At 28.8% G+C, this 21,674-nt stretch carries 31 protein-coding genes; 21 read left to right on the top strand and 10 right to left on the bottom strand.

The features are described 5' to 3' along the window. Positions 1-24: 24 nt before the first annotated feature. Positions 25-1,275: a M16 family metallopeptidase gene (locus EV02_RS08100; RefSeq protein ID WP_032518744.1), complete on the top strand. Its 1,251-nt coding sequence runs from the start codon at positions 25-27 to the stop codon at positions 1,273-1,275. Beyond that, positions 1,269-2,486, top strand: a complete 1,218-nt coding sequence (locus tag EV02_RS08105) for a M16 family metallopeptidase (RefSeq protein WP_032518742.1) — start codon at positions 1,269-1,271, stop codon at positions 2,484-2,486. The genes EV02_RS08100 and EV02_RS08105 overlap by 7 nt, the downstream gene beginning before the upstream one ends. Position 2,487: 1 nt before the next feature. Here the strand turns inward: EV02_RS08105 and EV02_RS0108535 are convergent, their stop codons facing one another. Continuing rightward, positions 2,488-2,697, bottom strand: a complete 210-nt coding sequence (locus EV02_RS0108535) for an NAD(P)H dehydrogenase assembly family protein (RefSeq protein ID WP_032518741.1) — start codon at positions 2,695-2,697, stop codon at positions 2,488-2,490. A gap of 108 nt (positions 2,698-2,805) precedes the next feature. On the opposite strand from EV02_RS0108535, the gene ftsH reads away from it, so the two are divergent. Beyond that, positions 2,806-4,719 carry an ATP-dependent zinc metalloprotease FtsH gene (ftsH, locus tag EV02_RS08110; protein ID WP_032518740.1) on the top strand — a complete coding sequence of 638 codons (1,914 nt, stop codon included), beginning with the start codon at positions 2,806-2,808 and terminating at the stop codon, positions 4,717-4,719. Here ftsH and clpP read toward each other — a convergent pair. Next, entirely contained in the window at positions 4,716-5,306 is a 591-nt protein-coding gene (gene clpP / locus EV02_RS08115) for an ATP-dependent Clp endopeptidase proteolytic subunit ClpP (protein ID WP_263890449.1), read from the bottom strand. The two genes, ftsH and clpP, sit on opposite strands and share 4 nt — an antisense overlap. Positions 5,307-5,338: 32 nt before the next feature. Here clpP and psb29 point away from each other — a divergent pair, with 32 nt between their 5' ends. Further along, positions 5,339-5,995, top strand: a complete 657-nt coding sequence (gene psb29 / locus EV02_RS08120; protein WP_032518739.1) for a photosystem II biogenesis protein Psp29 — start codon at positions 5,339-5,341, stop codon at positions 5,993-5,995. Between the two features lie 140 nt (positions 5,996-6,135). Here the strand turns inward: psb29 and petN are convergent, their stop codons facing one another. Then, entirely contained in the window at positions 6,136-6,237 is a 102-nt protein-coding gene (petN, locus tag EV02_RS0108530) for a cytochrome b6-f complex subunit PetN (RefSeq protein ID WP_011376303.1), read from the bottom strand. Between the two features lie 117 nt (positions 6,238-6,354). Here petN and EV02_RS08125 point away from each other — a divergent pair, with 117 nt between their 5' ends. Together EV02_RS08125 and EV02_RS08130 are read left to right on the top strand one after the other, a co-directional pair. Further along, entirely contained in the window at positions 6,355-6,633 is a 279-nt protein-coding gene (locus EV02_RS08125; RefSeq protein ID WP_032518738.1) for a DUF2103 domain-containing protein, read from the top strand. Positions 6,634-6,673: 40 nt separating this feature from the next. Then, positions 6,674-6,880: a hypothetical protein gene (locus tag EV02_RS08130; RefSeq protein WP_032518737.1), complete on the top strand. Its 207-nt coding sequence runs from the start codon at positions 6,674-6,676 to the stop codon at positions 6,878-6,880. Between the two features lie 13 nt (positions 6,881-6,893). Here the strand turns inward: EV02_RS08130 and EV02_RS08135 are convergent, their stop codons facing one another. Beyond that, positions 6,894-7,163 (bottom strand): hypothetical protein, encoded by a 270-nt coding sequence (locus EV02_RS08135; RefSeq protein ID WP_032518735.1) that lies wholly within the window; start codon positions 7,161-7,163, stop codon positions 6,894-6,896. 128 nt (positions 7,164-7,291) lie between these two features. Here EV02_RS08135 and EV02_RS08140 point away from each other — a divergent pair, with 128 nt between their 5' ends. The 3 genes from EV02_RS08140 (at position 7,292) to EV02_RS08145 (ending at position 8,379) form a co-directional block, all read left to right on the top strand. Then, positions 7,292-7,729 carry a hypothetical protein gene (locus EV02_RS08140; RefSeq protein WP_032518732.1) on the top strand — a complete coding sequence of 146 codons (438 nt, stop codon included), beginning with the start codon at positions 7,292-7,294 and terminating at the stop codon, positions 7,727-7,729. 117 nt (positions 7,730-7,846) lie between these two features. Next, positions 7,847-7,987: a hypothetical protein gene (locus tag EV02_RS09375; RefSeq protein WP_193742614.1), complete on the top strand. Its 141-nt coding sequence runs from the start codon at positions 7,847-7,849 to the stop codon at positions 7,985-7,987. Between the two features lie 41 nt (positions 7,988-8,028). Beyond that, positions 8,029-8,379, top strand: a complete 351-nt coding sequence (locus EV02_RS08145) for a hypothetical protein (protein ID WP_032518731.1) — start codon at positions 8,029-8,031, stop codon at positions 8,377-8,379. A gap of 312 nt (positions 8,380-8,691) precedes the next feature. Here the strand turns inward: EV02_RS08145 and EV02_RS0108525 are convergent, their stop codons facing one another. Next, positions 8,692-8,874, bottom strand: coding sequence for a hypothetical protein (locus EV02_RS0108525; RefSeq protein WP_032518730.1), 183 nt, complete (start codon positions 8,872-8,874; stop codon positions 8,692-8,694). 144 nt (positions 8,875-9,018) lie between these two features. Between EV02_RS0108525 and EV02_RS08150 the strand changes: the two genes are divergently transcribed. Then, the gene (locus EV02_RS08150; protein WP_011818239.1) at positions 9,019-9,213 is read left to right on the top strand and encodes a hypothetical protein; all 195 of its coding nucleotides are present in this window, start codon (positions 9,019-9,021) and stop codon (positions 9,211-9,213) included. 24 nt (positions 9,214-9,237) lie between these two features. Here the strand turns inward: EV02_RS08150 and EV02_RS08155 are convergent, their stop codons facing one another. Then, on the bottom strand, positions 9,238-9,435 hold the full coding sequence (locus EV02_RS08155) for a hypothetical protein (protein WP_032518729.1): 198 nt from the start codon (positions 9,433-9,435) through the stop codon (positions 9,238-9,240). Positions 9,436-9,570: 135 nt separating this feature from the next. Between EV02_RS08155 and EV02_RS09370 the strand changes: the two genes are divergently transcribed. After that, entirely contained in the window at positions 9,571-9,744 is a 174-nt protein-coding gene (locus EV02_RS09370; RefSeq protein WP_193742597.1) for a hypothetical protein, read from the top strand. A gap of 57 nt (positions 9,745-9,801) precedes the next feature. Here EV02_RS09370 and EV02_RS08160 read toward each other — a convergent pair whose 3' ends face one another. Then, positions 9,802-10,005: a hypothetical protein gene (locus EV02_RS08160; protein WP_032518728.1), complete on the bottom strand. Its 204-nt coding sequence runs from the start codon at positions 10,003-10,005 to the stop codon at positions 9,802-9,804. A gap of 228 nt (positions 10,006-10,233) precedes the next feature. Here EV02_RS08160 and EV02_RS08165 point away from each other — a divergent pair, with 228 nt between their 5' ends. The 9 genes from EV02_RS08165 (at position 10,234) to EV02_RS08205 (ending at position 19,247) form a co-directional block, all read left to right on the top strand. Further along, positions 10,234-10,602, top strand: coding sequence for a hypothetical protein (locus EV02_RS08165; RefSeq protein WP_032518727.1), 369 nt, complete (start codon positions 10,234-10,236; stop codon positions 10,600-10,602). Between the two features lie 131 nt (positions 10,603-10,733). After that, positions 10,734-12,053: a DUF2130 domain-containing protein gene (locus tag EV02_RS08170; protein WP_032518726.1), complete on the top strand. Its 1,320-nt coding sequence runs from the start codon at positions 10,734-10,736 to the stop codon at positions 12,051-12,053. A gap of 96 nt (positions 12,054-12,149) precedes the next feature. Then, positions 12,150-12,431 (top strand): translation initiation factor IF-2 N-terminal domain-containing protein, encoded by a 282-nt coding sequence (locus tag EV02_RS08175; RefSeq protein ID WP_032518725.1) that lies wholly within the window; start codon positions 12,150-12,152, stop codon positions 12,429-12,431. Between the two features lie 83 nt (positions 12,432-12,514). Then, complete coding sequence (locus EV02_RS08180; protein ID WP_032518724.1) at positions 12,515-12,928, top strand: hypothetical protein; 414 nt, start codon at positions 12,515-12,517, stop codon at positions 12,926-12,928. A 35-nt stretch (positions 12,929-12,963) separates the two neighbouring features. Next, on the top strand, positions 12,964-13,950 hold the full coding sequence (locus tag EV02_RS08185; protein WP_032518723.1) for a ligase-associated DNA damage response exonuclease: 987 nt from the start codon (positions 12,964-12,966) through the stop codon (positions 13,948-13,950). 2 nt (positions 13,951-13,952) lie between these two features. Further along, positions 13,953-15,593, top strand: a complete 1,641-nt coding sequence (locus EV02_RS08190; RefSeq protein ID WP_032518722.1) for an ATP-dependent DNA ligase — start codon at positions 13,953-13,955, stop codon at positions 15,591-15,593. Beyond that, positions 15,590-18,088 (top strand): ligase-associated DNA damage response DEXH box helicase, encoded by a 2,499-nt coding sequence (locus tag EV02_RS08195; RefSeq protein ID WP_032518720.1) that lies wholly within the window; start codon positions 15,590-15,592, stop codon positions 18,086-18,088. The genes EV02_RS08190 and EV02_RS08195 overlap by 4 nt, the downstream gene beginning before the upstream one ends. Continuing rightward, on the top strand, positions 18,089-18,739 hold the full coding sequence (gene pdeM, locus EV02_RS08200) for a ligase-associated DNA damage response endonuclease PdeM (RefSeq protein WP_032518718.1): 651 nt from the start codon (positions 18,089-18,091) through the stop codon (positions 18,737-18,739). A gap of 205 nt (positions 18,740-18,944) precedes the next feature. Next, positions 18,945-19,247 (top strand): hypothetical protein, encoded by a 303-nt coding sequence (locus EV02_RS08205; protein WP_032518716.1) that lies wholly within the window; start codon positions 18,945-18,947, stop codon positions 19,245-19,247. A gap of 182 nt (positions 19,248-19,429) precedes the next feature. On the opposite strand, the gene EV02_RS09365 is transcribed toward EV02_RS08205, so the two are convergent. Then, positions 19,430-19,576, bottom strand: a complete 147-nt coding sequence (locus tag EV02_RS09365; protein ID WP_179852451.1) for a hypothetical protein — start codon at positions 19,574-19,576, stop codon at positions 19,430-19,432. A 17-nt stretch (positions 19,577-19,593) separates the two neighbouring features. On the opposite strand from EV02_RS09365, the gene EV02_RS09360 reads away from it, so the two are divergent. Beyond that, positions 19,594-19,854, top strand: a complete 261-nt coding sequence (locus EV02_RS09360; protein WP_032518714.1) for a hypothetical protein — start codon at positions 19,594-19,596, stop codon at positions 19,852-19,854. A 115-nt stretch (positions 19,855-19,969) separates the two neighbouring features. Here the strand turns inward: EV02_RS09360 and pstB are convergent, their stop codons facing one another. Further along, on the bottom strand, positions 19,970-20,779 hold the full coding sequence (gene pstB, locus EV02_RS08215; protein ID WP_025952645.1) for a phosphate ABC transporter ATP-binding protein PstB: 810 nt from the start codon (positions 20,777-20,779) through the stop codon (positions 19,970-19,972). Then, positions 20,780-21,673: a phosphate ABC transporter permease PstA gene (gene pstA, locus EV02_RS08220; RefSeq protein ID WP_032518711.1), complete on the bottom strand. Its 894-nt coding sequence runs from the start codon at positions 21,671-21,673 to the stop codon at positions 20,780-20,782. Between the last annotated feature and the right edge of the window lies 1 nt (position 21,674).

Raw genomic sequence — 21,674 nt, 5'->3', positions numbered from 1 at the left:
ATAGAATTTAAAGTGAGAACGAAAATGAACGTAGGAGATGTTAACTACTACACCCATTCAAGCAAAACAAGATGTGTATATGTGGACAATAAAGAATTGCCGCTTATAAGCATTGATATTTGGTGCAAAGCAGGTTCTTCATTTGAGGATGTTGATAAAAATGGCACTGCTCATTTTCTAGAACATATGATTTTTAAAGGATCTAACAAAATCATGCCAGGTGAATTTGACCATAAAATTGAATCACTAGGCGGATTAAGTAACGCTTCAACTGGTTATGATGATGTACATTACCATGTCTTAGTTCCACCCAATAACTTTAGAGAATCACTTGCTCTTTTGACAAATATTGTCTTTTCTCCAGATTTTAATCCTGATGAATTTATAAAAGAAAAAGGGGTAGTTATTGATGAAATAAAACAACAAAATGATCAGCCTGAAGAGAGACTATTTAATTATTTTTTGAAAAGGGTTTGGTTAAGTCCTAATTATGCTAATTCGATCTTGGGAACTGAACATAGTATTAAAAACTTAGAGATAAATGACCTTGTGAAATTTCATAGCAAATATTACACTACCGAAAAAATTTGTATTGCAATTGCGGGGAATCTCTCCGAAGAAATTTATAAAATTTTTGAAAAAAGTGATCTATCTGGCATAAAAGAAAGTCCAAATTTTATAAATCTGAAAAATAAACCTTCTTTAAAAATAAGGAAAGGTAGAGAGTCAGTTAAGTTTGATAATTTAGAGTTTTCAAGAATATTTATGGCTTGGTTTATCCCAAACCTAAATGATCAAAAAATTATTATTGGACTTGAGATATTAGCATCCATACTCTCTGTTGGAAGAAACAGCAGATTAGTTAAAATTTTAAAAGAAGATGCTAATCTTGTTGAATCGGTATATGTAGATGTAAATGCAGGAGAATTAGGAGGATTATTTATAATAGAAGCAAGTTGTGAGTCCAAAGACATTGATTTAGTAGAAAAGCAAATTAATAAAACAATTGATGAGATCTCAAATTGTAAAGTATTGGCTTTGGATGAAATAAAAAAAGCAATAAATATTGTGAAAAGTAATTATATTTTTAATTTAGAGACATCTACACAACTTTCTTCATTCTTTGGAAATGAACTTCTTTGGGGGAGAAAATCTTCAATCAATAATTTAGAGAGTCATTTAGGTTATTGGAATGACTTGGATAACTTCAAAGAGATCACAGAATATATCCGTGGAGAAAAATTCACTTTAGTTGCATCCCCTAGTAAATGTTAAAAAGATATTTTTTAGATAATAAAAAAAGGAATTTCTCAATTGCTTCAATTTGGATTAAAGGGGGGAGTGATATGGATAGTACTGGCAAAAAAGGGATAAACAAGATCCTTTGTTCATTACTTACCAGAGGATGTGAAGGTTTTAACAACTTTACTTTCTCAGAGTATATTGAGTCCTATGGAGCAGAATTAAATCAAGAAATATTTGAAGATGGTATTTCAATAAGTATTAAATCCCTAAATGAACATTTCAGCAAATTGTTCCCTTTATTAGACTTAATAATTAATAAGCCAATCCTCTCTGAAATTGAATTTAAAAAAGTAAAAAAATCTTCTGTTGATTATCTAAAAAAAGATAAAGAGAATCCATTTAATATCTGTTTTGAAAAATGGAGAAAAATTGTTTACTCAAATCATCCTTATGCTTTCAACACAATTGGCAATTCAAATGATGTCTCAAAAATTACCTATGAAGATGTTTTGCTTGAGTTTAAAAATTTAAAAAAAAGAGAAAAGTATTTAATTTCAAATAATTCCGAAATAAATGGAGAAAATTTGGGAACATTAGAAAAAATAATCTTAAAAGAAAAAACAGATCCTTTAACTCATAATTTAAATACTATGAATAGATTTGATTACATTAATAATGATTCAAATCAAACAATAATAATGATGGGGGATCAAACTTGTTCGCGAAGAAGTAGTGAATATTTTCCTCTTAAGGTTTTGGAGTCACATTTATCTTATGGAATGAGCGCTGCTTTATTTAAACTTTTTAGAGAAAAACATGGTATCACTTACGATTTAGGTGTTTATTATCCCATTAGAAGTGGAAATGCCCCATTTTTAATTTATTTATCCGTATCCAATGAGCAAGCACTTTTTGCTTTTGAACTTTTATCAACACTATGGAAAAATTTGCTTTTTAAACCGTTGACTGATGCTGAAATATTTTTAGCAAAAGAAAAATTAAAAGGTTCTTTCCTATTAGGAAATCAATCACTTGATGAAATTTTACAGAGAAAAATACAGTTAATCAGTTATGAAGTTTTACCAATTTCTGAAATCGATTTAAATTCAAAAATAGAGGGAATATCTTCGTTAGATATTTTTAAATTAACTAATAAGTATTTTTCAAAACCTTTCCTGAGTATTTCTGGAAATAAAAATATATGTTTAGAGATTTCTAATAGATGGAAGAAAAACTTTTAACTTAGCTTTTCTCAATCTTATCAATATCAATTAAAAACGAACCTCTTCTAAATTTTACTTCGACAGTATCTGGAGATTTGATAGACAAGATTTGTCCAATTTCATCAATTGCCACTAGATCAGGTGGTCTTAACATCGGCATATTATCTGAAGTCTTCAAGTAAGAGACTGGCGCAATCAACTTAACCTTGTCGTTGACCTCAAATTTCATTTATAAAATTGGATACTTTTAAGAGTAGTATAAGCATAAAGTTAGATAAAATATCAACGAAATGCACTGATTCAGTCTAGAATCCTAGAATTGAATTTCAACAAATTAATGAATCAAAAATTTAAAACATTAATTTTATGGGCTTTACCTATACTTTTAGTAATAGCACTTTCCTACCAATTTTTATCTTCAAGCAACGTCGATTCGCTTAAATCTAATGGCACTACTATTGCACCAAGAAATTCAGCGGTAGCAAGAGTTAGTTACGGCAGATTTTTAGATTATATTAATTCGGGAAGGGTTACATCTGTTGATATTTTTGAGGGAGGCAGAAATGCAGTTATAGAGACAATAGATTCGGATTTAGATAATAAAGTCCAAAGATTGCGTGTAGATCTTCCAGGCTTAACACCAGAACTTATAAATATTTTAAAAAATGAGGGAATTAGTTTTGATGTTCATCCAATAAAAACAGCTCCGCCTGCATTAGGAATTTTAGGTAATTTACTTTTCCCAGCTATCTTAATTGGAGGTTTAATTTTGTTAGCGAGGAGGTCAAATGGTATGCCTGGAGGTCCTGGGCAAGCAATGCAGTTTGGAAAAACTAAAGCAAGATTTGCAATGGAAGCTGAAACAGGAGTTGTATTCGATGATGTTGCAGGCGTTAATGAAGCTAAACAGGATTTGCAAGAAGTTGTTACTTTTCTGAAAAAACCAGAAAAATTTACTTCCGTTGGAGCAAGAATTCCCAAAGGGGTTTTATTAGTAGGACCTCCTGGCACTGGTAAAACCCTATTAGCTAAAGCAATTGCAGGTGAAGCAGGTGTGCCATTCTTCTCATTATCAGGTTCTGAATTTGTTGAAATGTTTGTTGGTGTTGGTGCTAGTAGAGTTAGAGACCTTTTCAAAAGAGCTAAAGAAAATAGTCCCTGTTTAATCTTTATTGATGAAATCGATGCAGTTGGAAGACAAAGAGGTGCAGGTATTGGTGGAGGTAATGATGAGAGAGAACAAACTCTTAATCAATTACTTACTGAAATGGATGGTTTCGAAGGTAATAGTGGCATAATAATAATTGCAGCCACAAACAGGCCAGATGTTTTAGACTCAGCGCTAATGAGACCAGGTAGATTTGATAGACAGGTAACCGTAGATGCGCCTGATATCAAAGGCAGACTATCAATATTGGAAGTTCATGCAAGGAATAAGAAGCTTCAAGAGGATCTAACACTTGAAAGTATTGCGAGAAGAACACCAGGTTTTACTGGAGCAGATTTAGCAAATTTATTAAATGAGGCTGCTATACTAACTGCCAGGAGAAGAAAAGACTCTATAAGTATTTCAGAAATTGATGATTCTGTTGATAGGATTGTTGCAGGAATGGAAGGTTCTCCATTAACTGATGGTAGAAGCAAGAGATTAATCGCTTATCATGAAGTTGGCCATGCTCTTATAGGTTCACTTGTTAAAGCCCATGATCCTGTCCAAAAAGTGACAGTCATTCCAAGAGGTCAAGCTAAAGGATTAACTTGGTTTACCCCAGATGATGAACAAACCCTTGTAAGCAGGGCGCAATTAAAAGCTAGGATAATGGGTGCTTTAGGAGGAAGGGCTGCTGAAGATGTAGTTTTTGGAGAAGGTGAGATTACAACAGGAGCAGGAGGTGATTTCCAACAAGTTGCTTCAATGGCCCGCCAAATGGTTACTAGATTTGGAATGAGTAATTTAGGTCCGATAGCTTTAGAGAGTGGTAATCAAGAAGTATTTGTTGGTAGAGATTTAATGACTAGAAGTGAAGTTTCTGATTCAATCTCTAAACAAATAGATGAAAGTGTAAGAATAATGGTCAAAGAATGTTATAAAGAAACCTACGATATAGTAAGCAAAAATAGAGAAGCTATGGATAAGATAGTTGACCTATTAATCGAAAAAGAAACATTAGATGGTGATGAATTTGTAAGTATTCTCTCCAAATTCACCAAAATTCCTGAGAAAGAGAGAACACCTCAATTATTAAGCTAAACTTTTATTGGTTTTTTATCTAACACCAGATCAATTAAACCGTACTCAACAGCTTCGTTTGGGGACATATAAAAATCTCTATCAGTATCTTCTTTGATAGTGTCATAATCCTTTCCAGTTCTTTCTGATAATTCAGTATTTAGTCGTTCTTTTAAGAACAATATTTCATCTGCTTGAATTCTTATATCACTGGCTTGCCCTCTAGCACCTCCAAGCGGTTGATGAATCATTATTCTTGAATGCCTAAGGCTGCTTCTTTTACCTTTAGTACCTGCCGCAAGCAAAAATGCACCCATACTAGCTGCCAAACCTACACATACTGTATGAATGTCAGGCTTTACATGTTGCATTGTGTCAAAGATACCCAATCCGTCATATACGGATCCGCCTGGTGAATTTATATACATATAAATATCCTTATCTGGATCCTCTGCTTCAAGGAACAATAATTGAGCAACAATTCTATTGGCAGTTTCACTAGTAACTTGTTCTCCCAAAAATATTATTCTCTCTCTTAATAGTCTTGAATAAATATCAAAGACTCTTTCACTACCGCCCGATTCTTCTAAAACTAAAGGGATCATAATAATATTTATCTGTTTATTAGATATTAACGATATTGAGTCAACATACGCTAACCTTATTAAGGTTTACATATAAAAAATTGAAAGAAAAATTGACTGTTTCAGATAGCAAAAAGTTATTTCATGAAAAATTTCCTTACGTCATTCCAGGTTTATATAAAAGAATAGTTGATGAAATGCTTGTCGAACTTAATCTTTTGAACCATCAAAATGAATTTACGCAAGATTATATCTTTTGTGTCGGCCTAACCGAAACATTCAAAGAATTAATGAAAGGATATCAACCTGAAAAACACTTGGATCTACTTTTTGAATCTTTATGCAGTTCTACAAATTTTGAGGCGAAGGAAATTAATGAAATATCACAAAAGTCTCAAAAAGAATTAAATGATAAAACGTCTAAGGATATTTTAAAATTATTAGTAGAAAAAAGTAATTTCAAACTTTATCCTTCAAGAATTTTGAACTTAGGGATATATATATTAATTTCAAACTCCCAAGATTTCAAAGAGAAAAATGAATCAGATAAGAATAAAATTATATCTGATATTTTTGAGAAGTTAAGCTTATCTGCTAATAAAGCAGAAAAAGATATTGGAATCTACAAAAGCAGCATATCAAAATTGGAACAAGCAAAAGAATTAATTGAAGAGCTCAAAATTAAGGATAAGAAAAAAAACCAAAAAAGATAATAACTATTTTTTTAATCTTTTTTTATCTTTCCAAGAGACATAGGATATATAGATTACAGCTAATGTTATGAATATGAGCAAAACAAACGATGTTAAGAGAAGAAATTTACTTAAATAGACTTCATAAGTTAAAAATGAAATCATATGTCAATAGATCCGTCCCCATTTCTTCCCCAAACAACCATTGCGATTGAAAAAGTAAAAATAGCAGCCAATGCTGCCCAGCCTATTTGAAAGATCATTAGAATTTAATCATTTTTATAAATATAACAGAACTTCAAAAATTTTTTAATCATTTTAAAGCTAAAGTTAATTTCTCAGAAACAAAATTTTCCCAATAGAATCGAAATAAAATTAAATTGGGAAGGTTAGTTTTAAATCATAGTACAAATATAGAAGGTCTAATTCCAATACTTCAAAAATTGGCACTGGAAAATAATATCAAGACAATAACTCCAGCTGTTATTTCAAGAGCCAGGGGAAGATCCTCTAATTTGATAATTAGATTGTCAGTGAAAACTATAAACGGATATAAAGCAATCGCAAGAAAGGGTAATACAGCTCAAGAAGTTTTTATTTCAACAGAGTTAAGTAAAGATGAATTAAAAGAAATCATAGATCTTTATAATAAAAAGTAATTTAATTAAAGGGTATTAGAAAATAGTTAGGAAAGAACAAATGAAATTGGTATTAAATTTTTTTATGTCTTTATTGGCCTTTTTTTCATTTAGTAATAAATCATTATCACTTACTGATTACCAAATAAAAAGATCTTGCGCAAAGGAGAAAAGAGTATCATTGTGCATCAAAAATTTACAAGAGAAAAGATCTGATCTCCAAAAAGGAAAGCCAATTGAAATACCTGTAACCCCTTACAAAAGGTAATTAGAAATTAAATTTAAATTTCAAATTCTGATTCGAAAAGATTAAATGCATTTTTATAGCTTGTGAGAAGTTCTTCAGAATTATCAGAAAATCCTTGTCGCTCGTAATCTTCTTTTAATTCATCATATAAGTAAACAACTTTATTAAAGGCACTCATATATTCTTTTTGTATGTCTTCATCATCGATATCGTAGATTTTTGCCAGTACTAATTCGACATTTTTTTTTGATGAATATATTTTTCTCTCAAAATCTTTATTTAACTTCCTTCTTTTTTTTGCCATTTAAAGTTTCTAAATACAAATTAACAATAATCAAATTCATAGATAAATTAAATTAAAACTTATAAAATAAATACATAGTTTCCAAATCAAAATAAAACCTCTACATTCCAAATAAATCATTGGATGATATGAATAAAAAAGAAACAACTAATCCTAAAGAACTGAAAAACCAAAACTATGAAGTCAAGAAAATGAATACTTCCTCAAACTTAAAGAAAAAGAAAGATAAGGAGCTTCCATGGTGGGTAGAGTTATTATTTGTTCAAATAGGATTACCAGATAAATTACTAATAAAAATATTAAAAGCCCAAAAAAAATCTAAAGAATTTATTAAAAATGAAAAAAAATCAATAATAATATTTTTGTTTGCAATTACTACATTGGCATATTTTTTTCCAGTTATTAAACATGCAAAAAATAAATTAGATTGTGAAGCGATTGCTAAAAATTATATTATTAAAAATAAAAATACAATCGGAATTAATAATAGAGAAATAAAAATGTTATCTACAAATTTTTGTCATGGTGGCGAAGAAATCTATGAAATAGAAAATTTAAAAAATTAAATTTTGAATTATTCTCTATTAATAAGCATTTCAATATTATGATAGTAACTTTAAGTTTAAAAAAGTTTAAATTTTATTCCTATGACTGATATAAAGCAAAAGAAAGAAAACGTGAAAATGCATTTAAAAGATTTGAGGCATAACTTAAAGAAAATGCATTTACAAGTTACGGAAGAATTAATATTACCGAAGCCAGGTGATGTAAAAGACTTGATGGATAAAATGCATAGACTATTAAAATTAATAGAATCAAAATAAACTATAATTTAAATAATTTAGAATCATCAAAAGTTAAAAAAATGAAAATAATAAAACAAGTTCCTATCTTAATTCTAATCGCAATTTTCTTAATTTCTTGTAGGACATCCACTAATAAAGAGTATCCCACAAATAATTTGGAAAAAAAAATTGAGGATAATCCTAATTCAGAAAAGAAAAGAATGGAAATTAAGTTTTCTTGTGGAGAGGATGGTATTTCAGAATACTTAGATAATGGATGGAATATTTTAAAAGAAGAATCCCAAGAAAAAATTTGTACCTGGAAATCTGTTCCTGCCACAAAAGATTGCAATATGGAAAAAGATAAAGGATGTAAAATAACAAAGCCAGATAAAATAGGTGAAGAGAAAATTTATTTATTGGAAAAATAAATTAATACATGACTCCAAAAGCAGAACACATAGTTGATTTAATTTTTAAAAAATTAAAGACTTACAAGAAGAAAAAAATATTTTTAGAAAAAGAAAGTTTGAATAAATTTATTCTTTCACTTTTCAAAGAAAACTGAATGCAGTACTTGTTTAAGTTGACTGCTATAGTTGAATAAATTTTTTAAATAATATAGATATGGATAGTTTTTCTTCATTAACTGTTATTCTTTCAGTAATTTTTATCGCAAGTCTTTATTTTTTATTTAGGGTTACTTCTAATACAAAGAATTAAAAAATTTTTTCACATTTTTCCTAGATGATCGGATCATCCCTTAGTAGTAAAACCGTATGCTTATTTAAACCATCATTAATCCATTCTTTATATTCTTCTAGAACACACTTTTTATCAGAATTATCTAATAAATTAATTCTTTTTTTTGCATTGTCTAGTGCCAACTTAATGCAGAATTTATAATCGTTGGAGTTTTCTTGCATATGTTTTTTATTGAATCTTAGTAAAAATAATTTCTTATTCTGTATTGGAAATTACAATAATAAGCGTTGATTTAATAAGAGTATCAAACAATACGGAAGAATTTTTAATATATTTGTGATAATAATTATCCTTATAAAAATCCTATGTCATACGAAGCAGGCAGTAAAGAATGTAGACATTTAATTGAAGCTAAAGAAAGCCTTCTATCAACATTAGATGCGTTAAGTAATATACATTCAACTGATTTAATCCAAATCCAAATTAAAGAAATTTACAATAAATTAGAACAGATGCACGATAATAGAAAAAAAATAGAATCAGCTACAAATTATCTTTAATATATTCAAATTAGCCAAAAGTTTTCAAAATTGGCTCTTTATTTTCGTTACTCTTTTTTCTGATAATAAATCCAGTAAAGCATCAAGCTGTGCTAGCACTTCCTTTGCTTCATTAAGATCTGGCAATAAATCTTCTTTAATGAGCATTTGATGCATCTCTCTAAGTTCTAACCTTATATATCTAAGGTGAGAACAAACTTCCTCTCTCTTAGTTGCACTCATATTTCCTTTATATTCTTTACATTATACAATACGATCTTTTTGACTCCCATATAAGTTTTGTCAATTTAAAAATTTTTTTCAAACCCAATAACATATCAAAATCTTTTAAAGTCGAATTGTAGTAATATATCTTTCATGAAAAAGAAAAAATCTAAAAAAAAACAAACTAATTCAAATTTAAAAGATCAAAAATTAGGTCAAACAAAAAATTCTGCGAAATTAGTGCTTTTTGTTTTTGGGATAGGACCAATTGTTGGCATAATAATATTTTTATACAGTAAGGGATTTTTTAATTCCCCAACTATTTAAATCTTAAGTAATTAAAATTAATTTAAAAGTAATTAACTTTAAAAAATTTAAAAATAATTATTGAAATTTTTTTAATGAAAATATCCTAAATTCTGCCATTTTTCTAGCATTTTCAGGATTAGATATAAAAAAAGGATGATCTGATAAAAGTTCTAAAACCTTATCTATCTTTATTCGTACATCATCACAATCAACATTGTCCCATTCCTCATCAAATGACATTGCAAAGCTATCAGCATTATCATATATTTTACCTTTCATAATATTTGGAATTTAAATTTAGAAAATTTCAAAAATCAGAATCAAACTGAAAAAGCAAATAGAAGAAGCATTTAAAACTATCCCATGATTATTTGAAAAATAACTTTGAATGAGTGTTCTTTGAAATTATACTTTAATCCTACTATTTAAATTTATATATAAGTGCTATTAGTCAAAATCTGAGTTGATTTGACAGAAGTGTTACAATATTGACATATGTAAAGACTTATGGAAAATAAAGTTAAAAGGATAGGATATCTTCCTAGAAAAAGAGTACTTGAGATTATTGATGAAATATCCAAGAGCGAATCTATAAGTAGATCTAAAGTAGTTGGAATATTAGTTGAGGAAGCATTAGATGCCAGAGGAATTGCGAATTTTGGATATAGTAATATCAGCAAGTCAAATATATTCAAGTCGGATAATTTTAAAAATCTCCAAAATGAAAATACCCACTTAAAAGATGGGGAAGACGAATTTGTTGATGACAGTGGTTACACAGTTTCATCTCACAAAAATTTAGACCGCTCAATATCTTCTGCAGATATAGAATTAGCAAATAAAATAAATATTCTTAAGGAATCTGGATTAATATAACTTTTATTGAGTAATTACTTTATTTTTTAATGCATAATATTGGTTCATTGTTTATTCTTAGTCAAGAATAATATTCATTTTACATAATTCGAATATTAAATCCTTTCTAATATTAATTTTGTAATTAAAAAATGAAAGATATTAAATGTCCTTCATGCGGCAAAACTTTCAGAATTGATCCCAGCAGCTTTGAAGAAATACTTCTTCAGATAAAAGACGAAGAATTTAATAAACAAATAAAAGAAAGACTTATCTTGGCTGAAGAAGATAATAAAAAAGCTTTGGAAATTTTAAAACGTGAGTTAAAAATACAGTTAATAGAGCAGAATCGGATTAAAGAGTCTGAAATCCAAACTCTTGAATCTAAATTAAAAATAGCTGAAGAAAAGAAAACAAATGCCCTTAATGATTTAAAAAATCAAGCAACAAATAAAATTAATTTATTGAATAATGAGTTAATCAAGTTGAAAGACGAAATTAAAAACCAGTCTTTAATTTCAGAATTATCTTTAAAAAACAAAATTGGTGAAGCTGTTAATAATTTAGAAAAAGAAAACTCATCTTTAACAAATTCCATTGAAAAGATGAAGCTTGAACATTCAATTAATGAAAAATTAATTGAAGAAAAGTTTAAAAGCAAAATTAGTGAAAGGGACTTGACTATTCAGGAGTTAAGAGAAATGAAATCTAGATTATCTACAAAGATGATAGGAGAAACATTAGAAATCCATTGCGAAACTCAATTTAACCTGAATCGTGCCTCTGCATTTAAAAACTCATATTTCGAAAAGGATAATGATGCCACTTCAGGAAGCAAAGGTGACTATATATTTAGAGAATTTGATGAAAATAAAACCGAAGTCGTATCCATAATGTTTGAGATGAAGAATGAAAGTTTAAATGGAACTAATAAAAGAAAAAACGAAGATTTTTTAAAAGAATTAGATAAAGATAGAAGACAAAAATCATGTGAATATGCAGTTTTAGTATCCCTTCTAGAACCCGATAGTGAACTATATAATGCTGGCATAGTAGATGTTTCTCATAGATTCCCAAAAATGTATGTCATAAGACCTCAATTTTTCTTGCCCATTATTTCTCTGCTAAGAAATGCATCTATGGAAAGCTTAAAATACAAATCACAAATTGATTTAATGAAACGTGAGAATTTTGACATAACCAATTTTGAAAGTACTCTTGAACAATTCAAAAATGCAGTTGGTAAAAATGTTTCACTTGCCCAGGATAGATTTAATGATGCAATATCAGAAATTGACAAATCAATAACCCATTTACAAAAAACTAAAGAGGCTTTAGTTCTCTCAAAAAAACATCTTTTATCGGCTGACAGCAAATCTCAAGATTTGACAGTAAAGAAATTAACTAGAAATAATCCAACCATGAAAAAGAAGTTTAATGATTTAAATAATTTTGAAGATGAAGTAGCCTAATTAAAAAAGTTTTTAAAATTAATAATAATTAAAAATATATTTAATTTCTAACTTATAAATATACTATAAATAATAAATTTCATAGTAAAGAAAATAATGTCTATCAACACTCCTATTTTCAGTATTGCCAAAGATCTTAATGTCGAAAGTAATAGAATATTATTAGCCTGTAAGAAACTTGGAATCAATGCAAAAGGTGCAACAAAAAGATTAAATAAAGAAGAATTAGAAAAAATTAAAAATTATTTTGAAACGGGCAAAAATGTGTCAGATGAAGTGATCAATTTAAATAAAGTTAAAACTAAAAGTAGTTCAAAAAAAATTGTAGAAAAGGTAAAGATAAAATATTTTGCTAATAGACTTATTCGTAAATCTTAAATAAAAATAATTTTTTTAATTACTTAAAGGAATAAGCCACAGAAGAAAAAAATAATAATTTATCATAAGTAAAAATACTTAAAATGAGCATAAGTAAAATTTTAAATTCTCTTGAAAAATCCTGGGAAAGAGATGATATTCTTTTAAATATAAAGGAGGGGTTAGGGACAGATGAGATAGTTAATGAATTTCTTATGAAAAACGAAAGACAAATTAAAGAATTAAATTCTTTATTAAGGCCAGAAGATATTGAATTATTAAATCAAGTAGAAAAACTCTCAACTTGCGAATCTAAATTAATTAATGAGATTAAAAATTTAAATTACTTAGAAAATAATGAAAATCATCACATTATGGATGAAAAAAAGATTGTGCCATCTAATAGAGTTTCTCTCAACAAAATTAGTTCATTCATGATTAATTGGAGTAACAAATTTGTAGTTATTGCTTTACTAACAATTTCAGCCATAGCTTTATCAAAACAAGCGTGGGCATAATTAGCTAAATTAACTTCATTGTAAGAGATGTAGTTTTGAGAACTAAACAAGAATATTTAATTAGATATAAAGATGGAAATCTTTATTGTGAACTTGCTGATATTTGGATTGATCCAAGCAAGCCAGTAAAAAAGGCATTAATAACACATGCTCATTTTGATCACTTTACATTTGGCTGTGAAGAATATATTTCTACTAAGGAAACTGCGATACTTCTTAAAGAAAGAGTTGGAGATAATATCAAAATTAAGACTTTTGAATATGGAGAAGAATTCAAGATAAATGGCATTAATATTTCTTTTCATCCATCCGGTCACATCCTTGGATCTAGTCAAATAAGGTTTATTTTTGCTGAAGAAAAATGGTTAATTTCAGGTGACTTTAAGCTTCAAAAAGATCAGACTTGCAAACAATATGAAATAGTAAAAACTGATTATTTAATAAGCGAATGTACTTTTGGTTTGCCAATATTTAAGTGGGATGAATCAAATAAAATAGCAAATGATATTTCAAAATGGATAACTAATTCACCAGAAAAAACTTCTTTACTTTTCTGCTATTCACTTGGAAAAGCTCAGAGATTGTTAAACGAAATTAGTCAAACAAATTTTAAAGGCAATATTTATTCCCATGGCAGTATTCATAGAATGAACAATAGTTATAGGGAACTTGGAATTGATATTAAAGAAACTATAAAAATTGAAAATAAAAAAAAGATAGATGAACTTAAAGGAAGTCTAATATTATTGCCGCCATCCTTAAGTAAGGGTTCTTATTTAAAAAATTTCAAAAACATTCAAACAGCTTTCGCTAGTGGTTGGATGTCTATAAGAGCTCTAAGAAAAAGATCAGGATATGATAAAGGATTCGCAATCTCTGATCATGCGGATTGGGATGGAATTCTGGATGTAGTAAAAAAGTCTGAAGCAAAAAATGTATTTTTTCATCATGGAGATAGTGAAGCCTTAAGTAAATATTTAGTGGAAAAGGAATCAATAAATGTCCTTTTATTCGGTAAATAAATATGAGCTTAAAAAAGTTTTCAGAATTATTTGGCGATCTAGATTCAATTAATAGTACAAATAATAAAATTGAAGTTTTAAAGGATTATTTTTTATCTAATGATCCAATAGATAATTCATGGACAATATATTTACTAACTGGAAAAAGTAATAAGAGATTTATTAGTGGAAGATATTTAAAAAATCTTTTTTCTCAAATATACGAATATCCTCAATGGTTAATTGATACATGTTATTTGAAAGTTGGTGATTCTGCTGAGGTAATAACGTTATTACTTAAAAATAAAACTAATTCTAGAAAAAAGAAATTATCAAATATAAGTCTCAATGAATTACTAAGCGAAACAATACCTGCATTATCAAAACTTAATGAGGAGGAGAAAAATTTAGAAATTAAAAATCTTTGGGAAGAATTACCTGAAGATAACCATCTAATTTTTAATAAAATTCTTACAGGAACTTTTAGAGTAGGAGTCTCTATCGGATTAATCACAAAATCAATATCAAAACTAATTAATATTGAGGAAGAGATTATTTCTCATAGGTTGATGGGTGATTTTAAACCTTCAATTGATTCATATAAATTTTTAATTAACAAGGATATCAATCTTCAAGAGTTAAATGCCAAACCATTTCCATTTCTTCTAGCGAATACTATTGAAGACAAAATCTTCAAACATTCAATAAATGATTTTCAATTTGAATGGAAATATGACGGGATAAGGATGCAATTAATTAAAAGATCAGGCAATGTTTCGTTATGGACAAGAGGGCAAGAATTAGTAAATGAATCTTTCCCAGAATTAGTAGAGAAAATGTCACATATAAAAGATGATTTTGTTCTTGATGGGGAATTATTAGTTTGGAATTTTAAAGAACAAATTGCCTTTGATTTTTCTTTACTTCAAAAAAGGATAAATAGAAAGTCTCCTACTAGATCAATCCAAATAAAATATCCAATTATTTTTATTGCTTATGATCTTTTAGAGATTAATGGGAGAGATATAAGAGAAATTAAATTAGAAAATAGAAGAATTGAATTAGAAAAATATTTTTCAAAATGGCAAATTAATACTGAGAAGAATATCTCTGATATTTTCAAAATATGTGATTTAATCTTTCCTAAAGATTGGTCTGACGCTTTAACTTATAAAGAAAAATCTCGAGAAAATAATACTGAAGGATTAATAATTAAAAAAAAGACTTCTATATACTCCTCTGGTAGAAAAAAAGGTATTTGGTGGAAATATAAAGTTGATCCTATGCAACTGGATGCTGTTCTAATTTACGCTAAGGGGGGTAGCGGTAGAAGAGCTGGTCTTTACACAGATTACAGTTTTGCGTTATGGAAAGATGAAGAATTAATTAAATTTGCAAGTGCATATTCTGGTTTAACGAATATTGAGATTAAAGAGTTAGATAAATGGATAAGGAAAAATACAATAGAAAAATTTGGTCCTGTTCGATCGTTAAAACCAGAAATGGTTTTCGAAATATCTTTTGAGAAAATACAAATTTCAAAACGTCATAAGTCTGGCATAGCAGTAAGATTTCCAAGAATAACAAAATGGAGAAAAGATAAAAAAATCAATGATGCAGATAGCCTAGAGAATGCTTATGAACTGATGAAAAAAATATCATGAAAAATATTACGCAAAATAGTAAACAAAATAGTAAGCAAAATAATTTAATTTCTAAAATTAAACGTTTTTTCTACTCAAATGGATGGGAGCCATTACCCTACCAGATCGAATCTTGGGAAGCATTTTTAAATGGAGAGAATGGAATAATACAAGTTCCTACTGGATGCGGCAAAACTTATGCTGCATTAATGGGACCTTTATCAAAGATAGAAGATCCCAAAAATAATAAAAGTGTGAATATATTATTAATAACGCCTTTAAAAGCTCTAACTAGAGATTTAAAAAATTCCATCCAATTAGCAGCTTTACATTTTAATAAAGAAATCACTGTTGACATTAGGAATGGGGATACAACCCCATATGAAAAGAAAAAGCAACTAGCTAAACCACCTAATATTCTTATTACCACTCCAGAGTCTTTATCTCTTTTACTTTCTAATAAAGAATCTAATAATTTGTTCAAGGATTTGTCATCAATAATTATTGACGAATGGCATGAATTGATGGGTAGTAAAAGAGGAAACCAGTGCGAGTTATCTTTAAGTTGGCTAAGAGGTAATATAAAAAATTTACAAATTTGGGCAATGTCTGCAACTATTGGAAATATTGAAGAAGCAGCAAGAGCAATAGTTGGGATGAGCTCTATTAAACCCAAAATTATAATTACAAATATTCAAAAAGAGATAGAAATTATAAGCGTTTTGCCAGAGGAGGAAACGACCTTTCCATGGAGTGGTCATCTTGGTATTAGAAGTCATTCTTCACTTTTAAAAATCCTAGATAAAAATAAAAGCACCTTATTATTCACCAATACAAGAAATCAATCTGAAAGATGGTATCAATGTCTTAAATTTTTTCTGCCAGAGATGGAAGACAAAATAGCACTTCATCATGGCTCACTAGATAAAGATGATAGAAAAAGAGTTGAAGAAGGGGTTAAAGACGGATTAATAAAATGGGTGGTTTGCACCAGCTCATTAGATTTAGGGGTTGACTTCCAACCTGTAGATCAAATAGTTCAAATTGGTAGTGCAAAAAATTTAGCTAGACTTATCCAAAGAGCGGGAAGAAGTGCTCATAGACCAGGCGGAAAATCAAAAATAATTTTTATGCCTACTAATTCTTTGGAGTTATTAGAAATTAGTGCAATGCGAAGAATAATAAAAAGTGGTATATCTGAAAAAATTAGACTTCCTGAATTATCTTATGATGTTCTTCTACAACATCTAATAAGTTTGGCATGCGGAAATGGCTTTGATCCAAAAATTGAGAAAGAAAGAATTAAAAATTGCTGGAGTTATAGAAACTTAAAAGATCAAGATTGGAATTGGTGTCTTGACTTTTTAGAATATGGAGGAAAATGTCTTAAAGCATATCCAAAATATAAAAAGATAGTTAAGGAAGAATCACAAAATAATAATGAAAACTTTAAATATTTTGTCAAAGACAAATCTTTAATAAGAATGCATAAGTTCAATATTGGTACAATTACAAGTGACAAATTTGTGAATGTTAAATATACGAAAGGTAAATCCTTAGGTAATTTAGAGGAGAATTTTGCTTCAAAATTAAATCCTGGCGATACATTTTACTTTGCCGGTAAAATGCTCCAATTTGTAAGAATTAGAGATATGATTTTATACGTTAAAAAATCAACAAAAAAAAGTTCTCTAATTCCTGCATGGGTCGGAGGTCAAATGGCAATTTCTGATCTACTTTGTGAAAGTTTGAGAAAAGAAATAGAAATATGCAATGAATTAGATAATTATGATTACTTAAATCCTGAACTAAATTCATTACGCCCAATATTGAAGAAACAAAAAGTTCTTTCAAATATTCCAAAGAGAGATGAATTCCTTATAGAAATTTATAAAACCAAGGATTTTTCGAATCTTTTTGTTTTTACACTTGATGGCAAATTTGTAAATGAAGGGATTGCATTTCTATGGGCTTTAAGATTAGCAAAATTAAAACAATCTACATTTAGTATTACTGCTAATGATTTTGGATTCAGCTTAACTACAGCAGAAGATTATGATTTTTCCATAGTAAAAAAAGAAGCCGATTACTTTTTGGATAACAAAAAATTAGAAGAAGATCTAGAAAATGCAATTAATTTTTCAGAATTAACAAAACGTAGATTTAAAAATATTGCTCAAATAAGTGGACTCGTAAATCAAAATAATCCAACCAAAACTAAAACCTCCTCTCAACTTCAAATAAGTTCAAGTCTTTTCTTCGATGTCTTTACTAAATATGAAGAAGGCCATCTTTTAATAAAACAATCGCATCAAGAAGTTAAAGAATATCAATTAGAAAATAAAAGAATATCTAGATCATTACAAAGATTAAAAAATTTAAAAATGCTGTTAAACGAGATAAAAACTCCCACCCCTTTTGCTTTCCCTTTATTAGTTGAAAGACTTAAAAATACTTTAAGCAATGAACCAATAGAAAAAAGAGTAGAAAAACTTATAAAAAAATATAGTGATTAAATGAAAAAAAGTTCTTTTAAATTTTGTTGGGAAGATACATTGTTAGAGATGCTTCCTTCAAGAGCTTTATTTTTACCCCAAACAAAAGAATTGTTGATATCCGATATTCATCTTGGGAAAGCTGAATATTTTCAGCAAAATGGTATCCCCCTTACCAATAATTCAGATGAAAATAATTTCGCAAGAATAAAAAAAATAGTAAAAAAATATACTCCTGATAAATTAATAATTTTGGGAGATTTATTCCACAGCAAATATTCAATAGATAAAACTCTTCAAAAAAAAGTTGAGGATCTTCCTGAACTACTAAAAACCACAGTTGAACTAATCTTAGGAAATCATGATGTAGGTTGTGATTTTAAAAATATAAAAATTTTTGATATTAGAAAAACTAAAAATATTACTTTTAGCCATGAGCCAGTTAACTTAGAAAAAAATAAAACCTTGAATATTTGTGGACATTATCATCCAAAAATCCATTTAAAAAACAATGGAGATAAATTATCTTTTAGGTGTTTTGCAATGGATAACAATAAAAATGTTTTATATCTGCCTGCATTCGGAGACTTAACCGGAGGATATCCCTGCAAAAAATCATTTAAAAAATGGGCAATTGTTTCTGAAGAAGAAATTATCGAGATAAAATCTTAAAAAATCCTATTGAAGTAACTTAAATTTTTCATTTAGATATACCAATTTATACTTAAAAGTCTCGATTAGTTTATTTATCAACTAATTTGTGTTTATAAATCTATTTTTTTAAAAGTAAAAGTAGATAAAAAAAATTAATAAAGCTAATGCCCCTTTCTTTAGCAGACAATCCACGTTATAAAAAAAATAAACACATTTTATAGAAATGAAAAAATTAATAGCCTTGATTTTATTTCCATTTCTTGTAATCCAATTTGGGGCAAAAGCAAATGATAATTTTTCCGTTGAGATAGAGGCGCTTACACTTGTAATGGAGCAATATAAGGCAGATACTGAATCAAGTGTTGAATTAGACATAGAAGATAAAAAGCCAAGTTACATGGCTCTTAAACAAGACGAATGTAATGCCACTGTTGAGGTTACAAAAACAACAGGATTAGAAGTTGTAAATACTGAATCTTTCGACGTAAATGTCTGCCTGAAAGAAATCCAAAAAGTAATAAACTAAATAAGCAGTTTATAAAATATAATAAAAACAAGCAAATTAAAGAGGTCTTTTACTTAAAGAAGGTAAGACCTCGAGACCTAACAGAAAACTTTGGAACGGGTTCTGCATACCTAATTGATAACTACAATGAAATTGTAGAGGTGTAATTAAAAGTACAAAACCTAAAATTATTTTTTAATTAATTATTTCTTCTTTGATAATGTTTTTGATTCTTCTCTAGACATTAAAGCTTCGATTTGAGCAAGAACTTTTTGAAGTTCATCCGTTTTTGTAAGAGATGCTTCTGCTACTTCTCTTAATTTTTCTAACTGTTCTTTAGTTTTATCCATGATAAATAAATTAGAAATTGACCACTATTAAAAATGGTTTTAATACAGATTTTTCACTCCCACACAGATTCATATTCTCTCTTTTTTTTATAAAGTCAAATAAATTTCCCTTTATTAAGGTTTTATTAGGACTTCCAATTAATTCTTTATTTAATATTGAAACCATAAGATTACCTGTAATAGAAATTTTCTTAAATTATGAAGTAAATACAGGTAAACCTATAGTTGCAGTTGTTATGAGAGCCCCTGCAAAAATCAAGAAAGGTAGAAAAGGGTAGTTTTTCAAAAATAAACTTACTAATTCGAGATAACTATATAGGTATTTATACTGTTTGTCTACCCCTTGACCATCTTAAAAGTAAAAATATTTCTTTTAAAAGTAAAAATTTAACATCAGCCAAATTTACCTGATATGTATTCCTGAGTGGTTTTTTCTTTTGGAGAGTTAAAAATTTTCTTTGTCGAATTAAATTCTGCGAGGTAACCAACCTTTCCTCCATCACCATCTTCATACTCAATTGCATTAAAAAATGCAGTCATATCACTGACTCTTAATGCCTGTTGCATATTATGAGTAACGATTATTATTGTGTAATTCTTCTTAAGTTCATGCATCGTCTCCTCAATTTTTAAAGTAGAGATTGGATCTAAAGCTGAACATGGCTCATCCATGAGAATTATTTCAGGCTCAATTGCGATGGTTCGAGCAATACATAATCTTTGTTGTTGTCCGCCAGATAAAGAGTAACCACTATCATTTAATTTATCCTTACATTCATCCCATAAAGCAGCCTTTTTTAGTGAACTTTCGACTAATTCATCCATATCTCCCGTAAAGCCATTAATTCTTGCCCCAAATGCGATATTTTCATAGATAGATTTAGGAAAAGGATTAGGTTGTTGAAAAACCATTCCAATTCTTCTTCTTACTTCAACTGGATCTACTCTTTTATCGTAAATATTAGTTCCATCGAAGAGTACGGTACCTTTCAGTGAACAATTAGGAATTAAATCGTTCATCCTATTTAATGATCTAAGAACAGTTGATTTACCACAACCGGAGGGGCCAATAAGGGAAGTTATATTACCTTTTTTAAAATTACAAAAAACATTTCTTACTGCTTCGAAAGTTCCATAGCTAATAGAAACATTCTCAAGAGACAAAATGATATTTTTTGGTATTTTTTTATTAGTTTTAATCATTTATACTCTCTTAGTTTTCTCTGTAAAAGCGGCCAATATCCTTGAAAATATATTTACTGATAGTATCGACAAAACAAGAATAAAGGAAGCTGCCCAGGCTAATTTATTTTGAGCATCATAAGGTTCAAGGGCAAAGTTATATATCAATACAGCCAAGGAACCCATCTCATAAAACAAGTCCCCAAAGCCTGTTATGTAGTAGTAAGAAAATAAAGCCGTAAATATCAAAGGTGCTGTTTCACCTGCAGCTCTTGCGATACCAAGTACAATGCCAGTAGCAATAGACCTAAAGGCAGAGGGCAAAGTAACTTTCAATATGGTTGTATACATACTTGCTCCAACTCCAAGAGACGCATATCTTAATTCGTTAGGAACTAACTTTAAACCTTCATCAGTGGTCTTAATCACAGTAGGCAACATCAATATTGAAAGCGCCATCCCTCCAGCTAAACCGCTGTACATACTCCCAAACAAGATCTTTGTAGAAACAATTAAGGCATAAATAAAGACACCGGCAATTATTGAGGGGACTCCCGCCAGAACATTAACTCCAAATCTAATAAATCTTGAAAAAGCTCCGCCTTTAGAGTATTCAGCTAGATATATTCCACCACCAACACCTACTGGAATGGCGATAATTGAAGCAATAGTAGTTATTATTAATGTTCCGATCAATGCAGGATTAATACCACCTGCATCTAAATCATCTCCAGGGGGATTTGGTTCTAAAGTAAATAGTTCGGGTGTAATTTGGGATCCACCTTTGATGAGAATATAAGTCACCAGAAAAATCAAAGGGAGTATTGCGATCAATGCACAAATTACTGATAAAGAAGTAAAGAATTTATCTCCTATATTTCTTGATAATCTTTTCTGGTAATAGAGTGAATTCATA

The organism is Prochlorococcus marinus str. SB (assembly GCF_000760115.1).
Lineage (GTDB): Bacteria > Cyanobacteriota > Cyanobacteriia > PCC-6307 > Cyanobiaceae > Prochlorococcus_A > Prochlorococcus_A marinus_D.
Note: the sequence above shows the minus strand (reverse complement) of the source record. Positions and strands in the feature narration are given on the sequence as shown.

Excerpts from the sequence above, each read along its gene's own strand:
- EV02_RS08135 (WP_032518735.1), bottom strand. The coding sequence starts at position 7,163 with ATGGCAAAAAAAAGAAGGAAGTTAAATAAAGATTTTGAGAGAAAAATA.
- pstA (WP_032518711.1), bottom strand. The coding sequence starts at position 21,673 with ATGAATTCACTCTATTACCAGAAAAGATTATCAAGAAATATAGGAGAT.
- EV02_RS0108535 (WP_032518741.1), bottom strand. The coding sequence starts at position 2,697 with ATGAAATTTGAGGTCAACGACAAGGTTAAGTTGATTGCGCCAGTCTCT.
- EV02_RS09365 (WP_179852451.1), bottom strand. The coding sequence starts at position 19,576 with ATGGATAAAACTAAAGAACAGTTAGAAAAATTAAGAGAAGTAGCAGAA.
- EV02_RS08160 (WP_032518728.1), bottom strand. The coding sequence starts at position 10,005 with ATGAAAGGTAAAATATATGATAATGCTGATAGCTTTGCAATGTCATTT.
- EV02_RS0108525 (WP_032518730.1), bottom strand. The coding sequence starts at position 8,874 with ATGCAAGAAAACTCCAACGATTATAAATTCTGCATTAAGTTGGCACTA.
- pstB (WP_025952645.1), bottom strand. The coding sequence starts at position 20,779 with ATGATTAAAACTAATAAAAAAATACCAAAAAATATCATTTTGTCTCTT.
- EV02_RS08100 (WP_032518744.1), top strand. The coding sequence starts at position 25 with ATGAACGTAGGAGATGTTAACTACTACACCCATTCAAGCAAAACAAGA.
- EV02_RS08150 (WP_011818239.1), top strand. The coding sequence starts at position 9,019 with ATGTCATACGAAGCAGGCAGTAAAGAATGTAGACATTTAATTGAAGCT.
- pdeM (WP_032518718.1), top strand. The coding sequence starts at position 18,089 with ATGAAAAAAAGTTCTTTTAAATTTTGTTGGGAAGATACATTGTTAGAG.
- EV02_RS08145 (WP_032518731.1), top strand. The coding sequence starts at position 8,029 with ATGAAAATAATAAAACAAGTTCCTATCTTAATTCTAATCGCAATTTTC.
- EV02_RS08175 (WP_032518725.1), top strand. The coding sequence starts at position 12,150 with ATGTCTATCAACACTCCTATTTTCAGTATTGCCAAAGATCTTAATGTC.
- EV02_RS08180 (WP_032518724.1), top strand. The coding sequence starts at position 12,515 with ATGAGCATAAGTAAAATTTTAAATTCTCTTGAAAAATCCTGGGAAAGA.
- EV02_RS08140 (WP_032518732.1), top strand. The coding sequence starts at position 7,292 with ATGAATAAAAAAGAAACAACTAATCCTAAAGAACTGAAAAACCAAAAC.
- EV02_RS08205 (WP_032518716.1), top strand. The coding sequence starts at position 18,945 with ATGAAAAAATTAATAGCCTTGATTTTATTTCCATTTCTTGTAATCCAA.
- petN (WP_011376303.1), bottom strand. The coding sequence starts at position 6,237 with ATGATCTTTCAAATAGGCTGGGCAGCATTGGCTGCTATTTTTACTTTT.
- EV02_RS08195 (WP_032518720.1), top strand. The coding sequence starts at position 15,590 with ATGAAAAATATTACGCAAAATAGTAAACAAAATAGTAAGCAAAATAAT.
- ftsH (WP_032518740.1), top strand. The coding sequence starts at position 2,806 with ATGAATCAAAAATTTAAAACATTAATTTTATGGGCTTTACCTATACTT.
- EV02_RS08165 (WP_032518727.1), top strand. The coding sequence starts at position 10,234 with ATGGAAAATAAAGTTAAAAGGATAGGATATCTTCCTAGAAAAAGAGTA.
- EV02_RS08170 (WP_032518726.1), top strand. The coding sequence starts at position 10,734 with ATGAAAGATATTAAATGTCCTTCATGCGGCAAAACTTTCAGAATTGAT.
- EV02_RS08190 (WP_032518722.1), top strand. The coding sequence starts at position 13,953 with ATGAGCTTAAAAAAGTTTTCAGAATTATTTGGCGATCTAGATTCAATT.
- EV02_RS09375 (WP_193742614.1), top strand. The coding sequence starts at position 7,847 with ATGCATTTAAAAGATTTGAGGCATAACTTAAAGAAAATGCATTTACAA.
- EV02_RS08105 (WP_032518742.1), top strand. The coding sequence starts at position 1,269 with ATGTTAAAAAGATATTTTTTAGATAATAAAAAAAGGAATTTCTCAATT.
- EV02_RS08155 (WP_032518729.1), bottom strand. The coding sequence starts at position 9,435 with ATGAGTGCAACTAAGAGAGAGGAAGTTTGTTCTCACCTTAGATATATA.
- EV02_RS09370 (WP_193742597.1), top strand. The coding sequence starts at position 9,571 with ATGAAAAAGAAAAAATCTAAAAAAAAACAAACTAATTCAAATTTAAAA.
- EV02_RS08130 (WP_032518737.1), top strand. The coding sequence starts at position 6,674 with ATGAAATTGGTATTAAATTTTTTTATGTCTTTATTGGCCTTTTTTTCA.